General features: G+C 58.8%; 23 protein-coding genes and 1 pseudogene. 10 read left to right on the top strand and 14 right to left on the bottom strand.

The genetic code is table 11. The annotated features are described in order from the left end of the window. Positions 1 to 92: 92 nt before the first annotated feature. The 4 genes from AC3IX4_RS14585 to AC3IX4_RS14570 all read left to right on the top strand — a co-directional run bounded on the left by AC3IX4_RS14585 (position 93) and on the right by AC3IX4_RS14570 (position 3,661). On the top strand, positions 93 to 1,397 hold the full coding sequence (locus AC3IX4_RS14585; RefSeq protein ID WP_489256165.1) for an MFS transporter: 1,305 nt from the start codon (positions 93 to 95) through the stop codon (positions 1,395 to 1,397). A gap of 293 nt (positions 1,398 to 1,690) precedes the next feature. Beyond that, positions 1,691 to 2,011: a hypothetical protein gene (locus tag AC3IX4_RS14580; RefSeq protein ID WP_489256164.1), complete on the top strand. Its 321-nt coding sequence runs from the start codon at positions 1,691 to 1,693 to the stop codon at positions 2,009 to 2,011. 221 nt (positions 2,012 to 2,232) lie between these two features. Then, a complete protein-coding gene (locus tag AC3IX4_RS14575) occupies positions 2,233 to 3,180 on the top strand; it encodes a TerC family protein (RefSeq protein WP_489256163.1) in 948 nt (315 codons plus the stop codon). 1 nt (position 3,181) lies between these two features. Next, positions 3,182 to 3,661 (top strand): LysR substrate-binding domain-containing protein, encoded by a 480-nt coding sequence (locus AC3IX4_RS14570; protein WP_489256162.1) that lies wholly within the window; start codon positions 3,182 to 3,184, stop codon positions 3,659 to 3,661. Between the two features lie 79 nt (positions 3,662 to 3,740). On the opposite strand, the gene AC3IX4_RS14565 is transcribed toward AC3IX4_RS14570, so the two are convergent. From AC3IX4_RS14565 to AC3IX4_RS14550, 4 genes are read right to left on the bottom strand one after another with little or no spacing between them, the layout of a single operon-like run. Beyond that, on the bottom strand, positions 3,741 to 4,142 hold the full coding sequence (locus AC3IX4_RS14565) for a DoxX family protein (RefSeq protein WP_489256161.1): 402 nt from the start codon (positions 4,140 to 4,142) through the stop codon (positions 3,741 to 3,743). A gap of 16 nt (positions 4,143 to 4,158) precedes the next feature. After that, positions 4,159 to 4,830 carry an alpha/beta hydrolase gene (locus AC3IX4_RS14560; RefSeq protein ID WP_489256160.1) on the bottom strand — a complete coding sequence of 224 codons (672 nt, stop codon included), beginning with the start codon at positions 4,828 to 4,830 and terminating at the stop codon, positions 4,159 to 4,161. Beyond that, positions 4,823 to 5,665, bottom strand: coding sequence for a DODA-type extradiol aromatic ring-opening family dioxygenase (locus AC3IX4_RS14555; protein WP_489256159.1), 843 nt, complete (start codon positions 5,663 to 5,665; stop codon positions 4,823 to 4,825). Before AC3IX4_RS14555 ends, AC3IX4_RS14560 begins: the two co-directional genes overlap by 8 nt. A 19-nt stretch (positions 5,666 to 5,684) precedes the next feature. Then, the gene (locus tag AC3IX4_RS14550; RefSeq protein ID WP_489256158.1) at positions 5,685 to 6,314 is read right to left on the bottom strand and encodes an NADPH-dependent F420 reductase; all 630 of its coding nucleotides are present in this window, start codon (positions 6,312 to 6,314) and stop codon (positions 5,685 to 5,687) included. 109 nt (positions 6,315 to 6,423) lie between these two features. On the opposite strand from AC3IX4_RS14550, the gene AC3IX4_RS14545 reads away from it, so the two are divergent. Then, complete coding sequence (locus AC3IX4_RS14545) at positions 6,424 to 7,323, top strand: LysR family transcriptional regulator (RefSeq protein WP_489256157.1); 900 nt, start codon at positions 6,424 to 6,426, stop codon at positions 7,321 to 7,323. Between the two features lie 27 nt (positions 7,324 to 7,350). On the opposite strand, the pseudogene AC3IX4_RS14540 reads toward AC3IX4_RS14545, so the two are convergent. Together AC3IX4_RS14540 and AC3IX4_RS14535 are read right to left on the bottom strand one after the other, a co-directional pair. Further along, a pseudogene (locus AC3IX4_RS14540) lies at positions 7,351 to 8,175 on the bottom strand (alpha/beta fold hydrolase); the annotation flags it as partial. Between the two features lie 1,227 nt (positions 8,176 to 9,402). Then, positions 9,403 to 9,897 carry an RES family NAD+ phosphorylase gene (locus tag AC3IX4_RS14535; protein WP_489256156.1) on the bottom strand — a complete coding sequence of 165 codons (495 nt, stop codon included), beginning with the start codon at positions 9,895 to 9,897 and terminating at the stop codon, positions 9,403 to 9,405. A gap of 185 nt (positions 9,898 to 10,082) precedes the next feature. Here AC3IX4_RS14535 and AC3IX4_RS14530 point away from each other — a divergent pair, with 185 nt between their 5' ends. The 5 genes from AC3IX4_RS14530 to AC3IX4_RS14510 all read left to right on the top strand — a co-directional run bounded on the left by AC3IX4_RS14530 (position 10,083) and on the right by AC3IX4_RS14510 (position 15,688). Further along, entirely contained in the window at positions 10,083 to 11,351 is a 1,269-nt protein-coding gene (locus tag AC3IX4_RS14530) for a tyrosine-type recombinase/integrase (RefSeq protein ID WP_489256155.1), read from the top strand. A gap of 162 nt (positions 11,352 to 11,513) precedes the next feature. Beyond that, positions 11,514 to 11,822, top strand: coding sequence for a helix-turn-helix transcriptional regulator (locus tag AC3IX4_RS14525; RefSeq protein WP_489256154.1), 309 nt, complete (start codon positions 11,514 to 11,516; stop codon positions 11,820 to 11,822). Positions 11,823 to 12,017: 195 nt separating this feature from the next. Further along, positions 12,018 to 13,457: a primase-helicase family protein gene (locus AC3IX4_RS14520; RefSeq protein WP_489256153.1), complete on the top strand. Its 1,440-nt coding sequence runs from the start codon at positions 12,018 to 12,020 to the stop codon at positions 13,455 to 13,457. Further along, positions 13,444 to 13,773 carry a hypothetical protein gene (locus AC3IX4_RS14515; RefSeq protein WP_489256152.1) on the top strand — a complete coding sequence of 110 codons (330 nt, stop codon included), beginning with the start codon at positions 13,444 to 13,446 and terminating at the stop codon, positions 13,771 to 13,773. The genes AC3IX4_RS14520 and AC3IX4_RS14515 overlap by 14 nt, the downstream gene beginning before the upstream one ends. 994 nt (positions 13,774 to 14,767) lie before the next feature. After that, positions 14,768 to 15,688 (top strand): hypothetical protein, encoded by a 921-nt coding sequence (locus tag AC3IX4_RS14510; protein WP_489256151.1) that lies wholly within the window; start codon positions 14,768 to 14,770, stop codon positions 15,686 to 15,688. 51 nt (positions 15,689 to 15,739) lie between these two features. Here the strand turns inward: AC3IX4_RS14510 and AC3IX4_RS14505 are convergent, their stop codons facing one another. The 8 genes from AC3IX4_RS14505 to AC3IX4_RS14470 are packed head-to-tail and all read right to left on the bottom strand — an operon-like array spanning position 15,740 to position 22,714. Then, entirely contained in the window at positions 15,740 to 16,018 is a 279-nt protein-coding gene (locus AC3IX4_RS14505) for a hypothetical protein (RefSeq protein ID WP_489256150.1), read from the bottom strand. After that, complete coding sequence (locus tag AC3IX4_RS14500; protein ID WP_489256149.1) at positions 16,015 to 16,929, bottom strand: hypothetical protein; 915 nt, start codon at positions 16,927 to 16,929, stop codon at positions 16,015 to 16,017. The genes AC3IX4_RS14505 and AC3IX4_RS14500 overlap by 4 nt, the downstream gene beginning before the upstream one ends. A gap of 3 nt (positions 16,930 to 16,932) precedes the next feature. Beyond that, positions 16,933 to 17,514 carry a hypothetical protein gene (locus AC3IX4_RS14495; protein ID WP_489256148.1) on the bottom strand — a complete coding sequence of 194 codons (582 nt, stop codon included), beginning with the start codon at positions 17,512 to 17,514 and terminating at the stop codon, positions 16,933 to 16,935. After that, positions 17,507 to 17,755, bottom strand: coding sequence for a hypothetical protein (locus AC3IX4_RS14490; protein WP_489256147.1), 249 nt, complete (start codon positions 17,753 to 17,755; stop codon positions 17,507 to 17,509). Before AC3IX4_RS14490 ends, AC3IX4_RS14495 begins: the two co-directional genes overlap by 8 nt. Then, complete coding sequence (locus AC3IX4_RS14485; RefSeq protein ID WP_489256146.1) at positions 17,755 to 21,096, bottom strand: mediator complex subunit 15 domain-containing protein; 3,342 nt, start codon at positions 21,094 to 21,096, stop codon at positions 17,755 to 17,757. The genes AC3IX4_RS14490 and AC3IX4_RS14485 overlap by 1 nt, the downstream gene beginning before the upstream one ends. Before the next feature lie 2 nt (positions 21,097 to 21,098). Further along, entirely contained in the window at positions 21,099 to 22,046 is a 948-nt protein-coding gene (locus tag AC3IX4_RS14480) for a hypothetical protein (RefSeq protein ID WP_489256145.1), read from the bottom strand. A gap of 27 nt (positions 22,047 to 22,073) precedes the next feature. Further along, positions 22,074 to 22,247 (bottom strand): hypothetical protein, encoded by a 174-nt coding sequence (locus tag AC3IX4_RS14475; protein ID WP_489256144.1) that lies wholly within the window; start codon positions 22,245 to 22,247, stop codon positions 22,074 to 22,076. Then, complete coding sequence (locus AC3IX4_RS14470; RefSeq protein WP_489256143.1) at positions 22,244 to 22,714, bottom strand: hypothetical protein; 471 nt, start codon at positions 22,712 to 22,714, stop codon at positions 22,244 to 22,246. Before AC3IX4_RS14470 ends, AC3IX4_RS14475 begins: the two co-directional genes overlap by 4 nt. Positions 22,715 to 23,026: the final 312 nt, after the last annotated feature.

Below are 23,026 nucleotides of genomic sequence, written 5' to 3'. Positions count from 1 at the left end.
CTCAATGCCAGTCAGGTAAGGACTGTGAGACGAACATCACACCTGTGGCGAGGGGGCAAGCCCCCTCGCCACAGGCCTACAGAGAGATCACCATGCCAGCCAGCCTTGCCCCCGGAGTGACACGCCGAGAAATCTGGGCCTGGGCGATGTTTGATTTCGCCAACTCCGGCTACACGACTGTGGTGATCACCGCCGTGTTCAACGCCTACTTCGTCGCGGTGGTCGCCGAGGGCGAAGCCTGGGCTACGCTGGCCTGGACCAGCGCCACCGCTCTGTCCTATGTCCTGATCATCCTGACCGCGCCGCTGATCGGCGCCTACGCCGACGCCTTCGCCTGCAAGAAGCGCCTGCTGCTGTTCAGCACGGTCGGTTGCGTCGCCTTTACCTCTGGACTCGCGCTGGCCGGGCCGGGAGAGCTCGGTGTCGCGATCCTTTTCATCGTGCTATCGAACTTCTGCTTCGGCAGCGGCGAGAACCTGATCGCCGCCTTCCTGCCCCAACTCGCCCGTGCAGATGCCTTGGGCAAAGTGTCCGGTTGGGGCTGGGGGTTCGGCTATATCGGCGGCCTGGTCAGCCTGGGTGCCTGCCTGGCCTTCGTCAGCTGGGCCCAGGCGCAGGGCCAGACTGCGGCGCAGTTCGTGCCGGTGTGCATGCTGATCACCGCGACCTTGTTCGCCGTCGCCAGCGTACCGACCTTCCTGTTCCTGCGCGAACGCAGCCAGCCGCAGCCAGGGCGCGGCGACACGCCTATCGCGCAAGCGGCACTGGCGCGCTTGGCGCAGACGCTGCGCGAAGCCGACCGCTATCGCGACCTGCTGCGCTTCCTTGCCTGCACCGTCTGCTACCAGGCCGGTATCTCGGCGGTGATCACCCTGGCGGCCATCTATGCCAATCAGGTCATGGGCTTCAGTACCCAGGACACGCTGCTGCTGATTTTCGTGGTGAATATCACGGCCTCCATCGGTGCCGTGCTGTTCGGTTGGCTGCAGGATCGCCTCGGCCATCGCGCCACGCTGGCACTGACCCTGCTGGGCTGGCTCGGCATGGTCGGTCTGGTCTGGATCGCGCGCGGCCCCGGGCTGTTCTGGCTGGCGGCCAACCTCGCCGGTCTGTGCATGGGCGCCAGCCAATCGGCCGGCCGCGCGATAGTCGGTCTGCTGGCGCCGCCGACGCGCCTGGCGGAGTTTTTCGGCCTCTGGGGGCAGGCGGTCAAACTGTCGGCAATCCTCGGCCCCATGACTTACGGCCTGACCAACTGGTTGTCCGGCGGCGATCACCGCCTGGCGATGCTGATTACCGGCAGCTATTTCGTGGTTGGCCTGCTGATCCTGGCTGGTGTCGACCTCGAACGCGGGCGGCAGGCAGCTGTCAGCCCTGCCGAGAGTCTCGAACAGTGAGAGGGACTATCCCTGTCGGTCAGTTTTCACCTGTCGCAACTGCCTTAGTTCGGCTAAAGTCGGCCATTCTCAGAAGTCGAAAGTCATAGGAGGGCCGCACAACTGCAGCCCTCTACCTATAATCTTTCCTTTCCGACGATTAGTACGCTGTTTCTTCTCGTTAAAGGAGAAACCTGCCGGAAATCATTGTCGTATCACCTGCAAGCACACCGTTACGATCAAGACGCTGATACGGTGGGCTACGGGAAAACTTGGCCTGCCGCGTAGTGTCTTTCTATTACAGAGGTAGTGAGATGAGTGTGAGACCTATGCTTGGTATGTGGGTGGTGGCTGCGGTTGGCTCAGTCATGTTGACGCCAGCGTCAGCGGATTACCGGCGAGGCGGACACGAGGGTGGCGAGTGGAAGGACGAGTACAGGGACGGGCCATGCAAAGTAAAAATCGAATCCAAAGACGATGAATACAAGGAAGAGATCAAATGCCCAGATGGCCGCGGCGCCAGTTGGCGTCGCGGCGAATGGAAAGACGAATTCTGGGAGCGTGGTTGCAAGGTCAAGATCGAAGCCAAGCGAGATGAGTACAAAAAAGAGGTCAAGTGTGATGGCGATGATTGATCGGTTGTTGGGGTGCTACTACAGGGCGTTCTCAATCAGTCCAGCCAAATGACGACGGCAGACACGAGGCTCAACATCAGCAGATAGTTCCTGGCCAGTCGCTCATATCGGGTCGCTATCCGGCGGAGCACCGGAGGTGGCAGCGGACTCAAGCGGCTGTTCATGATGCATCCGCCGCTGCGCTGGAGCATGCCCCTATGAAGGAGGTGGAATAGCCCCCCATGAGCATCGGCGAACCCTGGATGTGGGCCGCTTTCATAGTCTTCGTCATCGCCATGTTGGCGCTGGACCTGTTCGTCTTCGGCGGGCGCAAGTCGCATCGCGTTTCGCTCCGGGAGGCTCTGGCCTGGGTCATCGCCTGGGTCGGCCTGGCGCTGGTCTTCGCCGTACTGCTCTGGTGGTATCTGAACGGCACACTTGACGCTGAGGTCGCCCAGCGCAAGACGCTTGAGTTCCTGACGGGCTACCTGATCGAGCAGTCGCTGTCGGTCGACAACATGTTCGTCTTCGTCATGATTTTCGGCTACTTCGCCGTACCACCGGAATTGCAGCGCCGGGTGCTGCTGTATGGCGTGCTCGGCGCTATCGTCATGCGTGCCGTCATGATTCTCGCCGGTGTCTGGCTGGTGTCGGAGTTTGATTGGCTGCTCTATGTCTTCGGCGCCTTGCTCGTCATCACCGGCATCAAGATGCTGATCTTCGCCAAACACAAACCCGATCTCGACAAGAACCGGTTGCTGCGCTGGCTGCGCGGCCACCTGCGCATCACCGACGGATTTCACGGCGAGAAATTCTTCGTGCGCCAGAATGGCGTGTGGTGGGCGACGCCGCTGTTCCTGGTGGTGGTGCTGATTGAGGCCAGCGACCTGGTGTTCGCGGTCGATAGCATCCCGGCCATCTTCGCCATCACCACCGACCCCTTCATCGTGTTCACCTCCAACATCTTCGCCATCATGGGCCTGCGCGCGCTGTACTTCCTGTTCGCCGACATGACTGACCGCTTCCACCTGCTCAAGTATGGCTTGGCCATCGTGCTGGCGTTCATCGGTGGCAAGATGTTGGCCGCGCCGTGGCTCCACATACCGATCCAATGGTCGCTGGCCATAGTCGGCGGCATCATCCTGGTTTCGGTGATACTGAGCCTGACTTTGACAAAGAGCAAAACGTGAGTTGCGGGAGAAGAATGATGAGCGTATCGGTGAGGTTGAAGACTCGCGGCTGATGATGCGAAAGCTCAACGGCTACAGTCATCGCCTGGTGGCATCTCCACAGTATCTTTCACTAAGGGGTGTTCCTACACGGCCAACAGATCTGTCCAGCCATGCTTGCCTGCGTTACCGATACCCCACCAGCGGTAAACTCGACCCTTGGCCTCTGGTGGCAAAAAAAGGGCAGGCCAGTGTTGAATTGGGACAGTCGGCAACCGCCAACGCGATTGAACCGTTATTGGCGATGGCTGAGGCGGGGCAGGGAATAGCTTGCCTCCCTGATTTTTTTGTCGAGGACGCCATCGCTGATGGACGATTGGTGCCGGTATTGGATCGCTACATTCGCGACCATCGCACCTTCAGCATTCTCTGGCCATCCAGTCGCCAGCCGTTGCCCAAGATAAAGGCCTTCGTGAGCTTTATGACAGCGCGCCTGACGTGATTCGTCGCGGTTACCAAACGAAATTTGCCGACGCGCTGGGAGCCCCCGGAGCGTCGACAGATTTTGAGCCAGCAGTGACTTAGGCTTTGCTGGACACTTTTGTCGCCATGGCGCCATCACCCAGCAACGCGACGACCAGTGCTGTCGCCGCCAGGTAGACAGGATATTCCCAGCCGCCATTGGCGTTGCTGAAGCTCCAGCCATTACCGAAGTGGACCGTCGCGGCAACGAACAACTGAACCACTGCCAGAGCAGCTACCCAGCGTGCATAGACACCCAGCACCAGCATCAAGCCGCCGATGACTTCAAAGGCCATGACCGGGTAGGCCAGGAAGCCCGGGAAACCGATGGATTCAAAAAAGCCTACGGTGCCTGCCGGGGTAAACACAAGCACTTTGGTCAGACCGTGAGCAATGAACATAATGCCGAGGGCCAGGCGCATAACGAGTGCAGCATACGGAGCGGTGCGTGAGTCGATCATGGTGCGGTTCCTTTGTTTACTTGGAGTGTGACAGCGTGTGGGTCAGCCATTGTGAGAAGTCCGCCAGTTCTTCGGCGACGATCTCGTGGGCCATGTCGTAAAAGTGCGTTTCGTGGGCGACGCCTATTCGATCCAGCCAGGCGTCTGCTTCTTTCGCCCATGCCACTGGCAGGACGTTGTCCTGTTGACCATGGGCGATGAACGCGCGGACGGACTTGAGCCGATCGGCGGAGGCGACCCGGGGGTCCAGTTCACGCAGCATTCGGCCGCTCAAAATTGCGAACCCGGCAACCAGCTCGGGCTCGGTGACCCCAAGGCTCGCGCTCATGATGCCGCCCTGGCTGAAGCCGGCGATCACGGTCGGCAACTTGGGCAGTGCTTCGATGAAACGCTGCAGTAGGTGCCGGCTGGATTCAGCTTGTTCTTGATTGAATGAAGGGCCATTGCTGGTGAAGTTCACCTGGTACCAGGCGTAGCCTTGAGGGCCAACCTGCAGCGGACCGCGCAGCAGAATCACTTCCAGTTCTTCTGGCAGCGATGCGGCCAATGAGGCGAGATTTGCTTCGTTTGAACCGACGCCATGCAGTAAAAGCAGGCGGCCCTTGGGCGCCGAAGTACTGCCCCCTCTGCGGAAAAACAGGCCCGTTTGCGGCTCGCGAGCCGCTTCAGAAAATGTCATGTCACCCATGGTCTGTAATGTCCTGACTGAGTTGAATGGATTCAGATCCATCCTTGTGGTTCGAGGAAAACAGGTAGCTGTCCATCGCCAGCACCCCGTAGCTCACGCCGCCTTCCAGAACACGCGTTTCATAGTGTTCGCCGGCCGCGCCAAGGGCGATGAGCAACGGTAGAAAATGCTCGTCAGTCGGGTGTGCACGTTCGGCAGAAGGGGCGTGCTGCATATAGTCCAGCAGTAAGTCGGTGTTCCCTGCCTGCAGGGTTTGGGCTGTCCAGGCAGCAAACTCTTTCACGTAGTCAGCCCCATGGCTGTCAGCACCCCGAAACTCATACAAGTTATGGGTCAGGCTCCCGGAAGCCACGATCAGCACTTTCATATCGCGCAGAGGCGTGAGGGCTTTGCCCAATTTCCAGGCCTGGTAGGTGTCGAGACCGGCAGGCATCGATACCTGAACAATGGGGATGTCGGCTTCAGGGGCCAGATACAGCAGCGGCACCCAGGCGCCGTGGTCCAGACCTCGACGGGCGTCAAGCCGGGACTTCCATCCGGCATTCTGCAGCAGGCCAACGATATGGGCGGCGAGGGCCGGAGCGCCCGGTGCCGGGTAGCGCAACTGGTATAAGGCGTCGGGAAACCCACCGAAATCGTGAATGGTTTCGGGGGCGGTGCTCGCCGTAACGCTGATTTCGCCGCGGGTCATCCAGTGCGGGGAGAGGATGACGATGGCATCAGGTCGAGGTAATTCGCGACCGAGTTCGGCCAGACGTTGACCCGCCAGACCAGGCTCGATGGCGAACATCGGAGCACCATGAGACACAAACAACAGGGGGAACGAAGTGTTCATGGTGAGTGCTCCTCAATGATTACTTGTTAAGCCAGACAGGGGCGATGGAAGTGCCCAGACCAGCGCCGTAGCCGAGGTAGATATTCAGACCTGCCAATGGCTCCAGGTAACGGGCATTGACCAACGCGCCTGCGTCAACCGTGTTCCAGCCCAGACTCTGTGCCATGGCGGTAGCGGTCTGTTTGGCCCGAACGCTGTCGCTGGCGACAAACACGCTGCCGCGTTGGTCATTGGCGAATGCCGGGCCGTCGGCGAGTACTTGGGCGAACAGCGTGTTGAACGCTTTGACGACGTGGGCCTGAGGTACTGCTTTGGCAATTTCCTCGCCTGCGCTTGTCACGTGACCGATGGTCAGCGACATATAGTCGGCGCTCAGTGGGTTGGTGATGTCGATGACTACCTTGCCTGTCAGATCGCCCAGGCTTTGCAGGGCTTTGACGGCGTCTTCGTAAGCGGTTGCAAGAACAACGACGTCGCTGTCACCCAGTGCCTCGGCAGCCGGATAAGCGCTGACAGTGTCAAATTGAGCGGCCAAGGTTCTAGCCTTGTCGATGTCGCGGCCTGTGATTCTGACGATGTGGCCGACACTGGACAGTTGTTTGGCAAACGCCGAACCCATGTTGCCGGTACCCACTACTGTAATTTTCATCGCGACCTCATTTGCCTTGATGTGCGTTTCGATGGGCTCAGTTTATAGATTGAGATTCTGAGATAAATAAGGCCAAATGCGACTAACCGTTCCACTTATCGAGACAATGATGGACAGAGCGTTGGAGATGCAGGTCTTCTGTACCGTGGTCGATAAAGGCAGTTTTGTCGGGGCGGCACAACCCTTGGAAATGTCGAAGGCGGCTATCTCACGCTACGTGAGCGGCCTTGAAGAACGACTCGGTGCGCGGCTTCTGCACCGCACGACCCGACGGCTTTCATTGACGGAGGAGGGGCGTCAGTTTTACCACCAGGCACGCGAAGTGCTGGCGCTCATGGATCAGGCCGAGGAGGCCGTATCGTCCACCGCACCGGAACCCAGTGGCGTTTTGAGGGTAAATGCACCGGTCAGTTTCGGTGTGCTGCACCTGGCGCCGCTATGGGGCGACTTCATGAAGGCCTACCCCAACGTCGAGTTGGACATCAGCTTGAACGACCGACTGGTGGATCTTGTGGAGGAGGGCTTCGATGCCGCTGTGCGTATTGCTCGCATGGAAAGCTCTTCACTGATAGGGCGTCGGCTCGCGGGCACGCGGATGTGCCTGTGCGCTTCACCCGGCTATCTGGCGAGCCATGCTCAAGTGCGCACGTTGGCAGACCTGGCAGAGCACGGAGTGATTGCGTATACCAACTTCGCGAGCGGCAATGAATGGCAGTTCTTGGGCCCCGATGGCAGTGAAAGTGTGCGCACCCGCTCGATTGTTCGCTGCAACAATGGCGATACCTGTCGCAGTATCGCCTTGGCGGGGGGCGGTATTGCCTTGCAACCCAGCTTCATGGTGGCCAAGGATTTACGGACAGGGGACCTGGTTGAGATCCTGCCTGAGTACCAGTCCGTCGAACTGGGTATCTACGTGGTCTATCCCACCCGCAAGCACTTGGCGACCAAAGTCCGGGTGCTGATCAATTTTCTCGCTGAGCGATTTGCCCATCCTCAATGGGAGCAGTAGAAAGGATTTCTCCGGACAGGCGCTGACTTAGCACTTATCCAGAAAGCCTCGCAGGTCGGTCGCGAACTTTTCCGGATTCTTCAACGCCAGGAAGTGATCGCCCTGTTCGGGCTTGGTGTACACATGCAGTGCAGATCCCGCGATGACTGAATGCATCCAGCGTTGGCTGCCCAGCCAGTCGCTGTATTCGCCGGTGAAAATGGCGGTTGGAACATCGATTTTCGTCTGGATGACATCCCGCCAATCGTTGGTGACGTGATCGAACAGCACGCGCTCCATAAACGCCATGTCGTCCTCTACAACGGCCTGAGCGAGGCTAATTGCGTTGTGTAAGTAGGGTGAGTCCAGGGCAATGGCCCGTTCCAGCACCCGAGTCGCGCTGATCAGTTGGTTGGTGGGCGCTCCCTTGGCGTAGGACGCAATCATGCGCTCTGGCGAGGTGGTGAACGCCCCGGCTTGCAGTCGCTCCTGTTCGGTCCAGTCTTCATGACAATAAACCGAGGGCGCCTGGTCAATGATGCTCAGCGTGCGCATGCCTTGTGTACCGAACAGGTCGATGTAGGCCCACAGGATCGCCGCGCCCATCGACCAACCGCAGTAATCCGCTTGGGACACGCCCAGGTGATCTGCAAACTGTTTCACGTCCATGGCATATCGGGAAATCCGGGTGCCAAAGGCTACCTTTTCAGAGAGTCCCTGGTTTCTGACATCCAGCACGTACACGTGATAATGCTGGCTGAGGATGTGCATGAGGTGAAAATACAACGCGCCATTGGCTGACCAGCCCTGGATGAAAATCAACGGCGTGCCCGTACCGGCTTCCCAATAGGCGAGGTTGACCCCGTCGCTGGTGACGCCATCCGCTTGAGTTTCAAATTTGCATTACAAAGGGGTGAGCAGAGAGCGAATTCAGGACGAAAAGTTTCAAATTGGCGGAGTCGCAAGTTAGTGGAAACAGACATCAGCACCCGCCACCCAATACACAATTTAACATAATATACATTATGCGTAATTGTATCTATGTGTGTCAGGGTCAGTGGAGGCTGGTTTTCAACACAGCCATCAACCCCACAGGCCTGATCTCAGCAACCTTGGCAGCTACGCCTCGACACTCGCTTCCAGCCTGCACACGCCAACTCTTCAACGCGCGCTCAATCATGTCAGCAACCATCCGGTTTGGAATTTCACCGATGCTTCAGTGCCACCTGGATTCGAGCGTTCGGCCGCACCGTGACTCGCAGCGGACGAAGCTTTGCAGTGCCTTAGCGACGCGTTTTGTGATCGATGAAGCTATCCAAGCAGTAATGCTGGGGCGCCGTTCGTTACTGAAACGGATTGTCCGATTGGATTTGTCTACGTGAATTCCCATGGCTCGGGCCTGCATATCGTCGAGCCGTCTGTGCAACTGAGCCTTACGACCTTTGCGGAATTACCTGGAATGCTCTGTTTTACGAGTGAATGGAGTTTGTCCAAGTCGATGGAAAATCTGTCGAACAGCCCCTAAATAAGGGTGTTGGCGCTGGAAGAGCTCGACGCAATACAAGCCCTATTCGGCTGTAGAAAGCATAGAATGTTATAACTCAACTAAATGTCTATTTAGTTGAGTTATAACATTCTGTGCTAAGAAAAATCGCTGTACCCTGCCCATCATAGGCAGACAGAGTGGGCTGCCGCACTCAGGAGTACATTTGTACTCACCCCTGAATACTCATGCCATCGCGCATTTTAATTCTGTGTGGGTAGGACGTCTTTTACTCCCCGATCCCCCTCTCCCACAAAATCAGTATCAATGCGGACCACCACCGACATCCCCGGCCGAAGCCGCTGCACTTGCGGCTGGTCCGGGTCTACCGTGATGCGCACGGAACGGGGATGCGTTAGGCGCTTGCGATTGGAATGCAGGGGCGTCGAGGGTGAACCTGGCAGTGAAGGCTTTTCGTGGGGTAGCCACTGGCGCGGGGCGTATCGGTCCATTCACTTGCCTTGTGCGTTTTTGAATCATACCTGCGTCAGATATTGCAGATATTGCAGATATTGCAGGCAGCAAACCAATCCCAGCCCCCTCCCCCAGTCAGAGTGCTAAAGCGGCGGGTTCAAACGTGTATCAAGAGCAAAGTGTTCCTGGCTGATCACCTCGAACAAGCCATCCGCCAAGTCTGGATTCATCAGCACGTTCCAGCTATGTCGTGAAACGGTGGAAGGAATCAGGATAAACGGATGCCGGGCCAGCAATTGATTACCGAACTGCTGCTGGCCAATACCCGGAGTGCCCGGCACCAGCCAGTTGGCATTGGGCAGTGCGTCCGGGTAGAGCAGGTGAACCTGTTTGCGGTCAGTCACCCGTGCACCGGTCAATACATGAGCGACGCTGTCCAAAGCCCGAAAGCCCTTGTGAACGGCCACTTCAAGAATGGCCGTAGATGGATCGGCCGAGGCATACACGGCCTTGACCCCTTTTGAATTCCAGCGTCCACCGCCAAGCTCGGCACCGATCCCGCTGAACCAGGTCGGTGCATGTTCCTTGCGGTCCAACCGCCAGAGGTAAATCTCTCCATTCCCTGGAATGCTCGCCATCAGTTGTAGACCCCGTTCAACGACGAACCGTCTACGTCGCGGCTCGCCATGTGCAATGACCAGTAAACACGGGGCTTGCGGTTCCGGTGTTGGGTATTGTTGCCCGAGGTTACGTGTTGTCTCCCGACCAAATTAGGGGCACAATTTTTAGGCGATGCCCCTATTTTTGAAGGTCGACCGGCACCATGAAGCGCGTCAAGAAAGAACTCAGCGACACCGAAATCAGAGCCCATAAGACCCCCGAAAAGTCCGTCAAACTCAGCGACGGTGCTAACACGCCTGGCCTGTACCTGGAGGTGACGCCGTCCGGTTCGAAGCTCTGGCGGCTCAAGTTCAGATTGGACGGCAAGGAGCGAAGGCTGGCGCTTGGTGTCTATCCCGAGGTTGGTTTGCGTGATGCCCGCGCCAAGGCGGAAGGAGCCAAGAGGATGATCAAACAGGGGGTTGACCCGGTCGAGGTCGGACGGGCTGCAGTCGCTGCCGAGAGAGCCGCAGCCGCAGTGCAAGCCGCCAGGGTAGTGAATACCTTTGAGCGGGTGGCGGCGATGTTCATGGAGCATAAGCGTTCTCTGACTGATGACGAAAGGCTGACCGACGCCACCCTGGACAGCTATGAAAGCAGGTTGCGTAAGCACGCCAACCCCCACATCGGTGCGATACCCGTCGCAGACTTGAAGTATAACCAGGTCAAGGCACTGGTTAATACGCTCAAGGTGGAATCCAAGGTGACGGCGATTCACACGCTCGGCTTGATTAAACGTGTGTTGGATTTCGCCGAGGGTGAGGGTCTGGTGGAGCGCAACGTTGCGGCCAACCGTAGCGACCTGCGACCGAAACACAAGGCGAAAGAGCACCCGGCGATTCTCGACCCGATCAAACTGGGTGAGTTGCTGCGCAAGCTGGATGCACACCACGGCGCCCATGACAGCGTTGGCGCGGCATTGCGGCTGCTGGTGATGCTGGCGGTGCGACCGGTGGAGATCACGCTCATGCGCTGGGATCAGCTGGACATGGCCGTGGCCGTGGCACGCTGGGAGTTCACTGTCTCCAAGACAGGCAAGGGCCACATTGTGCCCCTGCCCGTTCAGGCGCTTGCCATCCTGGAAGAACGCAGGGTTCAGGCAAAGGTTTCCGACTGGGTGTTCCCTTCAAAATATGGCAAGAACAAACCGATAACGGTGGACTCGTTGCTCAGCCGCCTGATCAATGGGTTGGGTTACACGCGTGGCGAGATTACTGCCCATGGCTTCCGTAGCCAGTTCCGCACCTTGGGTCATGAAGTCCTAGACCTTGACCCGCTGGTGCTTGAGATGTGCTTAAGCCACACCCAGCCACTCGCGTCTGGCTTAGGGGCGGCCTATGCACGGGCACAGTTACTCAAGGGGCGGACAGCGGCCATGCAGGCGTGGGCGAATTACCTCGACAAACTTCGAGCAGGTACAGACCCGCAATAAAAATTGCGTGTCGCCAAGTCCGCGTATCTCGTGGGCTGGCGCCGTTTCTGACGAACGGTATGGGCGAAACTAGTGCCCAAACCATTACTCATTCCCGATACCGCATTAACATAGAAGTCAGCGGCAACACCAAACACCGGGCGGCAAATAGAGGTGAATGTGATGAATGTACCAAGCGAAGAACCAGTCTACCCAATTACGCGGGACGCAGTAGAGATTCAATGCGTTTATATGTTCAGACCTGAAGTTCGTCAAACACTAGGGATCAGCGACACAACTCTGGAAGACTGGTGCCACCTTGGATATTTCCCCGCCCCAGTTCAGTTAGGCATGATGCGTTCTAGTGGACGCCCGGCCCGTGTTGCATGGCCTCGGGAAGAAGTCATGGCTTGGATCAAGGAAAAGAACGCCGAGCAACGTGTGGTTTATCGCGCTGCAAGACACACTCGTAACGCCAAACAACCCGCATAACTCTCGAGTATAAAAAACCCCGGCAAGTGCATAACTTCCGAAGTCGTAAGCGCTGTATTCCGCATGAAATGAGCCGCGCCGTTAGAGCGCAGCCATCTGAACGTCTGAACTTAGGCTCCTAGGCACTGTAAACCAAACACTGAGCAACAGAATGCCCGGGAGGACGCCCTGCGCGCCACCTGGAGGGGGTAACACATGAGTCAGACTAGCGAAACATCAGGCAACGACACTAAGCCCGAAGGCGGGGGGCCGAAAATCGACAAAGAGTCCCACGAGATCCTGCGGTACATCTCCGAAGACTTTATCTTCCTCTCAGGCAAGACCCCGGAGGCATACCACAAAGCCAGCGGCGACAGGATGTGCAAGGAGAGTTTCAGGCAGTATTGCTCCAAGCACTATGGCCGCGTGGTTTTCGTTGACGACGAGGGTAAAGAAACGGTGAAGGACGCCGGCATCGTCTGGTGGGACTGGAGCGCAGAAGAACGCCGCGTGGTGCGCCGAGTCGTCATGGAGCCAACTGAAAAAAGCGAACGAGAGGAGATCGACGCAGCGCCGGACGTCTACAACCGCTGGCACAAGCTCAAGGAAACGATGGCGGCCCCGGACCACAACGCCACCCATGAAGACATCATGATCCTGCTGAACCACCTGATGTACATCGCTGGCGGTGATGCCGTCGCGGTGATGTTCTTCCTGAACTGGCTGGCTTGGCTGTACCAGCACCCTGGGGCCAAGATGCCCACAGCGGTGCTGATGTACTCCAAGTATGGGCGGGTGGGCAAGTCCATGCTGCACCGGCTGATCGCCAAGATCTTTGGCCCAACCATGGTGGCCAGCACAACGGGTGCCGCGATCAACAAGAGTTTCGATGACGTGGTCGAGCACAAGCGCATCGTGGTCATCAACGAGATGGCGCGCAGTGACAAGCAGGACGGCTACGAGAAGTTCAAGAACATGGTGAGCGAGCCGGTAGTGACCTTCGAGGGTAAGGGCCGCGCTGCCAAAGAGATCATGAACATCGCGCACTACATCATCACCACGAACAACGAAGACGCCTTGCCGCTGATGGAAAACGACGGCCGTGTGCTGGTCATGCGCTGCTTGGAAGAGCGCAAGGACGATGCCTACTACAAGGCATTCGGTGAATGGATCGACGGGGTTGGCCCAGCACTGCTGGCAGGCGTGCTGCACAATTGGGTGTTCTCCAAAGATTGGGACGCCTTCGCCCCTGTACCTCAGACTGAAGGGTCAAGGGCCATGCAGCTAGCGGCACGAAGCGAGCTTGCCACGTTAATAGACGATCTGATCGAAGAGCACCGCACGCCCTTCGACAAGGACTTTGGAGTTGTTGGCGAGCTTTGTGTGACCATCAATGTCAATGGTGCGCTGCGAGGGCAGCTGTCGAGGGACGTGAACCGCACCACCCTCGGCAAAGTACTCAACGCCCGTGGCTGCGAATCGAAGAAAACGCGCGTGCAAGTGGGCAGCGAGAACAAGAACTTGCACATCACCTGCTGGCGCAACGCCGCGCAGTGGGCACTGGCGACTCCCGAGCAACGCGGGGCGTACCTCAAGCAGCCCAATGCTCAAAGCCTGTTCTCTGTGCAGGAGGCCGTTGACCATGAGCATTCATGACCTCAACGCTTTCGCCTTCAAGCGCTTGAAGGCACGGCTCGACGCCAGGGAAGTGGTCGAACTGGCAGCATCCGCCCCGCTGCTCAAGGCTGCTGAAGCTGACCCGACACTGGCCGTTCTCGACCTGCACTGGCTGGATCAAACCTTCACCAGCCTGCCGAGGCGGGTCCAGTTCGCCACCCTCATCACGGCCACGGACATGGCCTGCAACTGTGCCAGCGGGCCGACGCCACAGAACGTCCTGCACGGGGTGGACATCCTTCTCAGGGAGGCCGAACGCCTCGGCGACCTGGCTCGCTGGCAGCGTGGGGAATAAATCGGTGCACATAGTGGATCACAACACTGATGCGACGGGTGCGCTCGAGACTACTTCGATCCACGTGTCCCCGTCGCACTCAACGACCTCCCCGCCAACAAGCACTTCATCAGCGTTGACACACTTGATTCTACGAGGGTCGCTGATTTCGTCTTTGGCACGGCACACCACCATGTAGCAGGGTGCCCCCTGACGGATTAGAGCAATGTGCCTCCTCCTCTCCCTGTAGCCAGGCTTTTCATCACCAGCATACTTTGTTTGATGGAGAACCATCATTAAGCGACGCACGCCGGAAAGCCGCTCACGGTCTTTCCACACCCGCAAGAATACAGCACCGTCTTTCGCACGCACCCCACCCCACGACCAGCGAAAGTTGGCAAGCGGGGCGCCAAGGTATCTGAAGAACGCTGTCTGGCTCATCTTCATGACCTTCGATTCTCCGCGAACTTATTTGCACGCAATCAGCATGGTTCTGGTGATGACAGATCCAGCAAACATACTGTACCCGCCACCCCCCGCCACGCTCCCGGTATCCCCCGAGCGCTCCAGTACATCGTACCCGCGAGCACCGCACAAGGATCCGGCCTTTTCAAGGCATCCTCCCCAGCTCAACGCTGTGCCTGAACAGTTGAGGCTGTACCCTTCTCGACCGTCGGAGGTGTAGGTTTTGGATGCCAGAGTACAGCCGCTGAGGATCACTGCGGCGCCTAGCAAAGCAAGGCTCAGTCTCATGGGTCCTTACTCCATCAACAGAACGGGAGGTTAGCTGATCGACGCTGTACAGTTGGATAGAAGCATAGTCGGATATCGAACGATCTGGACGGCTATACGAAGTGACAAAGATGTTGCCCAATGCCAGGCTCAGAAGCCTGGCGAAGCATCACGCGACAACATCATGGCCGTCTTGATTGCATGGGCGATACTTGGCCAGTGTGCCGCCCGTGCAGCGCTTTGAACATCGGCACACTGCCCAATTCGGAACAGGGGTTCGCAAGTGGACGAATTCGCAGCAGCACTGTGCAGCCTGGTAGCAGAACTTCCTTCCAGGGCGGCGCTAATCCAAGCCTGGGAGGGCATTAAAGACTTTGCAAATTCGGGATTCACTGCCGCCTTGGCGGGGGCCTTCGCAGGCGCATGGGCTGCGCAACGCATCGCTGAACGGGGCAAGCTACGCGAGACGCTGGTGGGCGAACTTCGTGCTACCAATACCGCAATAACACTCGCGTTCAACATAACCAACGGCGCTCTGATACTCAAACAACAGCATGTCAAAACTCTGAAAACCACCTACGACGGCGTGCTCAAAGATCGCCAAGCACACTTAGCAGACGCATCATCAGGAAAAGTAAAAGCCACTTCCAAGCCCATTATTGACATGCGGAGCTTGCCTGAATTATCCCTGCCAATCGCCCACCTTCAAGATATTGTGCTTGGCCGCTTAACCGTTGCAGGTCGCCCTGCATCCCTTGTGGCGACCATTGCGCAAAGCGTCATGAATCTGAACATTGCAATTGCAAGAAGAAATGCCCTTATCGCCACTTTCAGCGAAGAAAAATTCCCTAACGGGATGGCGCTTGAAAACATGTATTTCGGCACACCAAACGCTCAAGGGTCTATCAATCAAGAGTACGGCGACACGATCCAAGCGATCTACTCCTGCACTGATGACATCATATTTCTGGGCGACCTACTTTGCGCTGACCTACGGAGTCATGGACTGCTTATCGTGGAAAGAAACAAGAAAATGCTGGAGGGGTATGCCCCTAGAGTGGGACAAGTCATTTTTGATGAGGCCAAACAGGACGGTTGGTTTCCAGACGGGAAGCAGTATGGAAGCATGAGCACGGCGTTTCCGCCCCAAGAGCAGGAGGTAAAACCGCGCTGGTGGCATCGAACCAAAAAGAACAGTACATGAGCACAGCATAAGGGCACTTCATGGGCGCCCTTACCGATTGTGCTGCACACCTCACCCGTCTTCCACCTCATCGGTGCCGGGTTGGCACAGTCCATCGTCTACAACTGGCAGTGCGTAGCCAAACAACTCAGCGCGAAACTCCCGAGCCACTTCCTTGACTGGCGGTCGGTCCTCAAGCACCCACGCCGCCAGGCGCAGACCCCTCAGGATCGCGCGACGCTGGCGCTTTTCTTCCAGGCTGCCTCGGCACTCGATGTCGCGTTGCAGGTCGGCCAGCACGCGTTCGATGCGCATACCGCGTGTGAGCCTGCCAGGACGTGCTTCCGTCATTGCCCACCCCCGAACGACGGACGCACAAGGGCTTTGCTCTGCATGTCCGCGTACAACTGGTTGAACTCGTCGTCCGTCATGCTGGCCAGTCTGCCGGCACTGACGCCACCTGGCCCACGCTGACCACTGTTGCCAGTTGCGGGCGCACTGTGCCGCGCCTGGAAGCCCAACTCCTGCGCCTTGGCATAGATCAGCCCTGCAGGATTGAGGCCTTTGGCCTGGCAGTCTTTGGCGAACATCAACATGGCGCACCGCTTGGCCATGGCATGTTGCGCCTCACTGGCCCCTGGGTGCTGTTGCCGAACCCGAGCATCCAGCTCGGCGTTGAGATGCGCAAACGCGTCGTGGTAGTCGGTGTGCTGCTCTGCGAACTCGGCTTCGACGCGCACCACTTCCGGCGCGGTTACGGCTATCTCGCGCTCGATCATGTCGACTTGGGCAGTGACCTGCCGCTGGTGGGCCTCGACCTGCTGACGCTGTTCCAGCTGTTGAAAGCGCGCCTCGACGTGGGCTTGCGGATCTTCCTCGAACGCAGGGATCGCAGCCTGCTGTTGCAGGTGCTGCAGCTGCGCAGACAGCCGCTGTACCTCGTCGTACTGTGACTGCAGTTGCGCCTGCACCGCTTGCTTCTTGGCACGCTCTTGCTGCAGCACAGAGAGCGGCACCCGCTTCTGGCGGCCTTTGGCGGGCTCGCCGTCGTCTACATGGCCGTCGTCCTGCTGATCACCATGTTCCAGGTCATTGAGCCCCAGGCGCTCGTCGCGGTCACGAGCGTAGTCTTCGAACTCGGCAACAGCACCGTCGTCGTCCAGGGTTTCCGACTCCGATGTATAACCGTCGTCCTGATCGTCTGGCACACCGGTGCTGCCAGTCAGTTCAGCGGCCCAACCTGCAAGTTCTTGGTCATTCATGGCTCACAGACTCCTGGCGCTTTTGGCGCGGCGTGGTTTGGTAGGCGTGGCGCTGATGAGCATGTCGATTTCGTCGGTACTCATCAGCGGGTCGGTTCCAGCGGCGACGCTGTAGCGCGCGGAAAGATCAACCGACTCCCGCACCTTCTGGGCGCGCCGCGCTTGGTTCTGGATTGCCTCCTGCAGCTCTGCCTGCAGCTTGGCGACCTGCACCGCGTGGCTGGTGCGCGATTTGTATTCGGCGAGCTCTTCAGCGGTCAAAGGGCGACGGTTGATCTGTTCACCAGACCAGCCGAACACTACGCCACAGCGCACCGCTTGGCGTTCAGCGCGCTGGATTCGAATCAGGCCATCAAGCATGGTGCCTTCGACCTGCAGGGCGCTGGGGTGGCTGAACCGGGCGGGTGGTGCATAGCCCAGGAACTTGTCGATTGGTACGACCGGCTTGTCGAAGACGACGGTGTGTTGATCGCCTTGCAGGCTGATCCTGGCGCGGGCGAAATCAAGGTTGTACAGCTTCGCTTCTTCGCGAAGGTGCTGGACCTGTTCGACTTCAAAATGTTGACGCGAGTCATTGTCATACATGGCTGGAATCCTCTTGGGCTTCGAGGGCTGCGATCTGCCGACGGATCGCGGCGAGTTCATCCTTACGACTGCGGGCGACGACACCGTTTTGCCGTTTGATGCGGCACAACCTGGCGCGTGCCGCATCAAGCGCCTGCTCGGCAATTGGCAGTTCACGCCGCAACATTTCCTCGACCTGGCGCAATCCGTCGAGCCTCACCTGGGCCTGTTGCACAGCTTCGGTGGCTTGTTCGATGTTCATCACTGATTGCCTCGTTGGTTGACGGAACTGCGCAGGCGGTCGAGTGCGGATCGATTGCCTGCGTGGATGTAGGGAATAGCAGCCATCCGCACAGCTGCCCTGGCCTTCTTGGCCACTGCCTCCAAGGCATCGCGCTTCTGGTCGTCGTCGAGCTTTTTCCAGGCAGGCGACTGCATTAGGCGTTGAGCGCCACGGTGCGTCAGCTGCCCTGCCAGTTGGACGAGCTCGTGGTGCTGCTCAGTCGTGAACGGGGTCTGCTTGCCTTTGAGGGTCAGCGCTTTCTGGAACGCTGGTGGCGTCCAGCCAAGACGCGCAGCCTCCAGGCGTACAGGGTCAGTCGTCTCGGCGCTGGTCGTAGACGGAACCGCCAACATGGACAAGCCCTGGCGGGTGTTCTCCACCGGATCGCCCCAGTTATCCAGCTTGACGGGCAAGTCATCGCGCAGCCCTGGCGTGCGGTACTTGATCTGGTCCAGCACAGTGGCCGACTCACGGGCATAGGGGTCGGTACTGGACGCCAGCGTACTGAGCACAGTGAGCGGCTGCGCCAGTGTGCCAAGGGTGTTTTTCAGATACCACGCACCCCGACCAGCTGGGTCACTGAGAAATTCAGCAGCGTTTTTCAGACCAGCGAGCGAGGTTTTGTCCACGATGTTGGCGACGAACGAACCGAGCAAATCACCCGCCAGCTTGGTCGCGCTATCCGATCCGGGCTTCATGGCGGCAAGGTCTGCGGCCAACGCCAACATGGACGAGAAGGGGTCCAACCGTTGGATAGAATGATATTTCCCGTCCACAAGGATGGAGTAAGGTTGCCAGCCCGTGGCCTGTTTGGCCCTGCGCTCCTTGTCATTCACACCGCTGCCCGTGATTGCCCCTTCGCTGGCAGCGAGCAACGCAGCAGTAATGAACGCCGAACCAGCCAGCACTTTTCCGAGCGCCTGTTCTTGGGTCGCCCCACCCTGGCGCACATCTTCCCAAAACTTCGGGGTCAGTCCGGCCAGCGGAGTGCTGCCGATAACCTCCTTTGCAATGTTACTTGGCGTGCGCAAAAAAGGTAAAATTACCTGTAAAATCGGTAACTTACGCTTGAGTGCGAGCACACCTTTTACCAGCGGACCCGCTGTTTGATTGAAGGTCGCGTGCCGGGAATAGTCGCCAGCAGCTTCGATCATCTGCGGGCTGGGGTCAGCAACGATCTGGTCAACGCGCTGTGACAGGGTGATGCCCGCCGGGAGTCTCCCGTTGCGTTTCTCGTCGCTCGCTTGTCGAGTAGCCAAGGCACGCAGTTCGCCGCCCATATGGACGGTCTGAAAAAATGAATCACCTGCTGCAAGGCCCCGAAAAGGCAGGCTTGCCACATTGTGCAGTACGCCGCCTGGAGCGTTCATGTTGCCGGTGGCTTCCACCGCGTTAATACCAGTGGCCGCATTATCCCCTTCGATGAAAGCTTGCCCTGCTGCACGGGTTGCATTGAGCAGGTTGGCCGCGTTGCCCCTGAGCAGTGCGACCGGTTCACGCCAGACCGTTTCGCCCTTACCGCCAAGCACATTTTTTGCGGTGCTCACCACAGCGGCGCCAGCACGGTCTGCTGAGCGCTTTGCGAGCATCCCCGCGTTGCCGATCACGTTCGCTACCGTTGTCGCGGGGTTGGAAATCAAGGCACTGCGGTAATAGTATCCAAACAGTTTTTGCATGAGTGTGTCGGGTTGGTTAATCAACCGCGCTGTATTCCCGATACCACCCGCTTTGACCGCTGCCCCGAATGCTTTGGCCAGGTCGTCAGCACCGTCGGTGCCCAAGCTTTCAAGGATGTTTTTGGTGCGGTTGAAGTCGAAGTTACTGCCCCTAAACGCCGCCATGCTACGGCCCGCCTCGGCCCTGGCGCCTGCGAGGTTGCCGAAGGACTGGCGCATTTCACCAAGGCGCTGCACGAACTCGGCGCGATCGATGTCGCTGGCCTGGCCGCTGGCAATTTTCTGTTGCAGCGTGAGCACATCTTTGTACTGGCTCGCGACATTGTTGGTCGCCGCGATGATCGTTTCCGGTGCCCAAGTTTCCCCCACCTGACGGGCGAAGGCATTGGCCTTGTCACCTTTGAGGCCGATCAGGCTGGCCAGGCGTTGCTGCTCTGCAACCGGCAAAACACCACGGCGCTGGGCTTCGATATCAGCCTCGACGGGGCGGAGTAGATCCAGTGTCTGCTGAGTGCGGGTCTCGTCCATGCCGATATTCCGCAGCAACGGCGCGATGTCTTGGCTACCAGCGAACGGCACAGGTTGTGGCAGCGGCTGGGCCGGCACCGTGGCAGGCTGTGGCGCGATTGGGGACGCGCTGGGGGCTGGGGTAGGGATTGCCATGCCTTGTGGGTTGAATACTGGTACGGCTTGGCCCTGCTGTTGCTGCGCAGGCATTGACTGGGGCGCACTCACTGCGGGGCGGCGCAAACCGCTGGCGGCGCCCATCAGCCCACCCAGCAAAGCGCCTTGGCCTGCAGCATTACCAACACCCTGGCTCAGCGGATTACCGAGTGCCATATTCTGCGCGGCTTGTTCCTGACTGGATTGCAGCGCCTCTTCGCTGGTCTCTAAACCAGCACCGATACCCATCCGCCCGAACATGCCACGGCCTGCCGAGGGTCCAGCTGCACCACTCAAGATGGCATCGACATCGGCCGCACCAAAGCGACTACCCAGACCAGCGGATCCGGCACCGATAAGGCCGGTAAGCGCGCCTGAACCGAGTGCAGCAGCGGTCTGCCCCAACGTCAGGTCGCCAGTCTGCTGCACCGTCTGAGCCGCTTGGCCCCCGGCAGTAGCAAGTCCTTCGCCGGCACCTGCGCCGACAAGCGCGGCGCGCCCTGCATTTAATCCCAGTGCCCTGGCACCGAGTGCAGCGCCTTTACCTGCTACGCCACCGACGACCATCGTCGGCAACGACTCGATGATTTGCCCAGCCATGTACGCGGGGTTGCGCAGCGCGGCATTGATGGTTGGCAGAAACCCTTGGGCGCCAGCGACTTCCTGCTGCTGGGCTCTGGCTTGGGGCGACATTTCTGCATCGAGGTTGGCACGGGCAGCCTTGGAATCCAGGCCATGCTGGGCAAGCCACGGCGTGGCCTCGCCACCGGTTGCGACATCGCCCAACCCGGCGATGCTATCGAACAGGTTGTAAGCACCGCGACCGATGTTGCCGCCGATGTCGGTCGCCCACTGACCCGCTGTGCGGTTGGGTGATTCGTCCGGCAAGTCGTCGAAGCTCAGCCCAGCCGCTTGTGGCGCGGCCTTCGTGGTCGGCACAGCAGGCGCTTCATCGGGCAGGTCGTCAAAGGACAGGGCCATGATCAGATCCCCGCCTGCCGAATCTGCGCGTCGCTGTAGCCAGCCTGGCGCAAGCGGTTAACCACGGCCTGGCGTGACTTGCCGGCGACGATGGCATCCCTGGCAGCGGCCAGATCACCGGACGGTGCAGCACTGCTGGCTTTGGGTGCCGTCGGCACAGATCCAGCGGCGACGATGCCTTGGGGTTTCTGCGACGGTGCGTAGGACTGCAGTGAGCCAGTACCTGGCAGACTTTCCAGTCCAGGGGCTGCAGCTGCTGGCGCGGCGGGCGTTAGCTGGTCAACCACCGCTTCCAATGGGCTGGCAGACTTGGAGGATTTGCCCCGCGTCGAGTGGGGGCTGAACGGTTCGCCAAAAACGTCATAGCCCTGCGATTCAGGGTTGTACTGGAGGCGCTGCATCATCCCGTTTTCAAGCGGGCGGTCGACAAACTGCCTTGGCATCGGCGTTCTCGGCCCTTGCACATGTCCACCACCGCCACTACCGATGTGCGCTTGGCGCGTGTCGAACTGACCTTGCTGTTGAGCCAGAGCCGCTTGCCTGTGGGCTGCCAAGTTGTCGCCAGCGTTGGCTCGCAAGATCGCACTGGGGTCTACGCCAAGCTTGGCAAGTGCCTGGCTCAGCGGGCCAAGCTGGCTTAGCACATCAGGGTTCTGGAACGCCTGTTGCTGGCGCTGGGCCTGATCGGCCTTGGTCTGTGCGGATTGCTGGCGCATCTGCAGGTCGGCCTGCTGCGAGGCGATCATCTGTCGACGATATTCCTGCAGGGCCTGGGCACGTTGCATGTCGGACATGCTGCCAAAGGCCTGGCCAAGACGGCTGCCAAAACCCGGGTTGCCTTTCTGATGGCCACTGGCCATCAAAAGGCCCATGCCCAACTGCCCCAGCGGCGTACTGGTCACGTTGCCCAAGCCTTGGTTCAACAGTTCCATAAAGCCTTGATCGGCCATGATTTTTGCTCCTGCAGGCAGTGCCTGCTAATGCACAGTGAATCGCCCGGTCGCCAGTTCGGCGACGGCGAGGTCGATCAGTAGTTGCTCGAGCTGTACGGCAGTAGTTGCTCGAGCAAACAACCCGTAAGGAAGCCATGGGGCAGTCGGGCTCAGGGGCGACTGGCACAGGTGCCAACCCATGCCGCCAGGCACGGTCATGACTGCACCTGCGTTCGGGTCCGCCTGCGTGCTTCATGGCGCGCTCTGCATTCGGCGTTGTGCTTGGCAGTGGCTTCCTCGACCGCGGCGCGGACGTCGAGCGGCAAGGTGCTCAAGTCGACGCCGGTCGGCACCACGTAGAAGCTGCCATCGGGCTGCTCGACGAGCCGGAAAGTCCCATGCCGCCAGGCACGATCAGAACTTTTTGCAGGAGCACACTTGCTCATAAACGCGAGCCTCAAACGGCATTCGATGGCGGACAGGTTTCCAGTTCTGGCTTGAATGAGTTCGGCCAGATCGGCCAGGGAGATGCACTGCTGTGGCCGGCCGGTCTTGCCGGTACGCACTTCGTGGGCTGGAAGTTGCTGCACTTTGCGGCTGGCGTTCGAAAGGTCAACGCCTAACCAGGCCGCTAATTGGCTGAGGCTGATCGCTGTCGTGATGCTGGCACTGGTCGGTTTCATCATTCCGCCCCCGGCTGGAATTTGTCGCATGCGTACATAATAACATTGCATACAGCGATGAATAGGCCCGTTCGTCTATTTTTATTGCAATTTATATGGAACTGTGTTAATTGCCTCGAATCTGTTAGCCGTGGGATTAAGCACAGTGCTTGATTTTAAGTCACGGTTTAGGGGCTGATGGCTGGCACAACTCGCTGATTTTTCTGGGAAAATTTAGGAGCGCTAAGTTTTAAGTCACGGATTAGGGAATTGGCACAGCTCTTGATTTTATGGCGGGGGTTTAAGCCACGGATTAGGGAATTAGGGGCTGGGTTT

The organism is Pseudomonas sp. KH_021 (genome assembly GCF_057838865.1).
Note: the sequence above shows the minus strand (reverse complement) of the source record. Positions and strands in the feature narration are given on the sequence as shown.